Genomic DNA, 1,928 nt, shown 5'->3' with positions numbered 1-1,928 from the left:
GCCAGCGCGCCCCAGGATAATGAAAAAGTTGACGAAGCAAAGGCTGCCTACGAAGAAATCAGAAATGATCCGAACGTTGCCCGCAGTGGGGACCGTCAGTTAAGAAACGCCAGAGATCAACTGTCCCGTGCGGAATCCCTGCTGGCTGAGGGTGAAGACATCATCGAGATCGAGCATGCAGCCTACCTCGCCAACCGCCATGCCCAGATCGCCAATGAACAGGGCAGGCGTGCCGATCTTCAGGAGCAGATTGATTCTGCAGAGGAACGGCGCAAGGAGCTCGAACTCCAGATGAGCGCCAGTGAGGCAGAGCAGGCCCGCCGGGAAACGGAAGAACTTCGCCGGCAAATGGAAGCAATGCAGGCCGAGCAAACGGACCGGGGAATGGTACTGACCCTCGGCGATGTATTGTTTGATCTCAACCGGGCTGAACTGAAGTCTTCAGGTGAAGATACCGTTGAGCGGCTGGCGGAATTCATGTCCGAATATGAAGAGCGCCGTGTGCGTGTGGAAGGCTACACCGACAGCACTGGTGAAGCGTCCTACAACCAGGGCCTCTCTGAGCGCCGCGCAGAAGCCGTGCGAGATGCCCTCATGGATATGGGTATCAGCCGGGATCGGATCGAAACCAGGGGATTCGGGGAGGAATACCCGGTTGCCAGTAATGACAGTTCCGCCGGAAGGCAGCAGAATCGCCGGGTGGAGATTGTTATCTCCGACAAGGATGGCAATATCGATACCCGGTAACGGACGTTGTAAAAATGGAAGCGAAAAAAAGCCCCGGTGTGGCCGGGGCTGCATTATCAACGCTTTGAATGAACACAGGTACTTACGTGCGTTAATCCTCCACCGGATCAGTTTGCCATAACGAAATCATCCAGCAGGATCAGGGCGGCGCCATCGAGAGCCTGCGTATCACGTGCAATAGCGGTATAAACATTACCAGCTTCGAGATTTACCTCTGTAGGACCAATAGCCTCGTTACCGTCGCTATCTGTGACCACCAGGTTATAAATGTCCGGCGTAACCGCCAGGTATCCTGAGTTGGCTTTGAATGGCACATCCGACAGTACTGGCGCAGCAACGTTCACTTCCGTTTCGCCTTCAGGTAGCAGATAGACACTGACCGGTCCGGCAACAGTTGAACCATGAACCACCCTGACAGTAGCCTGGGTAGCGATGCCTCGAACCGAATCTTCCAACACAAATGCTTCGATATCTGACAGCAGGTTCAATGCGATAACGGTGTAGCCCTGTGCATTTGCCAGATCCAGATCTGCTTCTATCCTCACATCGCTGTTATCACCGTTCGGGGTGACCTTGATGTTGCGGGTTCCCACGGGCACCACTCCGTAGCCATCAAGCATGGCTGCTGGAGCCACATTCGGGAACGAAAGATCTGTAAAAGTGACAACATCGTCGACCAGTACATCCACATTCTGAGCATCGGCGGAGTTATGAACAGCCCTGACACCCGCCTGTTGATTAGCATCAAACAGCTCCGAGACCTCCCCACCATTGGCGACAACAAGACTTATCGGGCTGGCCCCGTGTTTGGTTCTGTTGGCGCCAGTGTTATCCACTGCACCAATCAACAGATCCGCCCCGGAAGGCAGCGGCACATCACCACTGTCGTAAACGACAGTATCACTGTTTTCAGGAGTTACCCGGATACGATAGGTCTCGGCACCTACTTCCAGCGGCCCGACATCTTCTCCGAACGAGAAAGTGAAGCTGGGATCCGCAGGCAGGGTATCGCCGTCGGAGGCCAGAGTCAGGTAAACATCAACAGGACCTTCTGCTACCTGATCAGCATCGGGAGAAAGATGAACAACTCGCAGTCGGGCAGAATCTGCGTCGGTACGTTCACCATCGTCTGCGAGAATAATGGGCTCAACGGTCTCAGCACCGACACTGCCGGAGGCAAT

2 protein-coding genes are annotated in these 1,928 nt (G+C 54.8%); one reads left to right on the top strand and one right to left on the bottom strand.

Going from position 1 to position 1,928, the window contains the following annotated elements:
• Nucleotides 1–747, top strand: a 747-nt coding sequence (locus ACESMB_RS03940; RefSeq protein WP_372970946.1) for an OmpA family protein, incomplete at its 5' end; no start/stop codon positions are given.
• A 107-nt stretch (nt 748–854) separates the two neighbouring features.
• Here ACESMB_RS03940 and ACESMB_RS03935 read toward each other — a convergent pair.
• A partial coding sequence (locus ACESMB_RS03935) for a DUF4397 domain-containing protein (protein WP_372970945.1) occupies nt 855–1,928 on the bottom strand: 1,074 nt, incomplete at its 5' end.

The sequence above is a fragment of the Marinobacter sp. genome, from assembly GCF_041686475.1.
In the GTDB taxonomy this organism is placed as follows: domain Bacteria; phylum Pseudomonadota; class Gammaproteobacteria; order Pseudomonadales; family Oleiphilaceae; genus Marinobacter.
Note: the sequence above shows the minus strand (reverse complement) of the source record. Positions and strands in the feature narration are given on the sequence as shown.